Source organism: Psychrobacter sp. AOP7-C1-14, from assembly GCF_052376135.1.
GTDB lineage: Bacteria > Pseudomonadota > Gammaproteobacteria > Pseudomonadales > Moraxellaceae > Psychrobacter.
Map to the genome: position 1 here is coordinate 1 of NZ_JBQSVH010000057.1, position 230 is coordinate 230.

The 230-nt window shown below is 47.8% G+C and carries 1 protein-coding gene; it reads left to right on the plus strand.

Annotated features, from left to right (window positions below):
* On the plus strand, window positions 1-230 hold a 230-nt coding region (locus ACT3QN_RS13705), incomplete at both ends, for a hypothetical protein (RefSeq protein ID WP_444523993.1).

Here is a 230-nt window from a genome sequence, read left to right on the forward strand (position 1 = left end):
TAAATACAGCAATTGAAGGTGTCACCGCAGCCGGTCTAAACTTTGTAGGCGATGATGGCACTGTCATTGACCGTGACTTAGGACAAACCTTAAGCGTTACAGGCAGTGCAACTGGCAACTTAACCACTGGTAATATTGGTGTGGTTGCTGATGGTACAGACGGCCTAAGCGTACAACTTGCTGAAGACATTGATCTTGGCGCTGATGGTAGCGTTACGACTGGTAACACC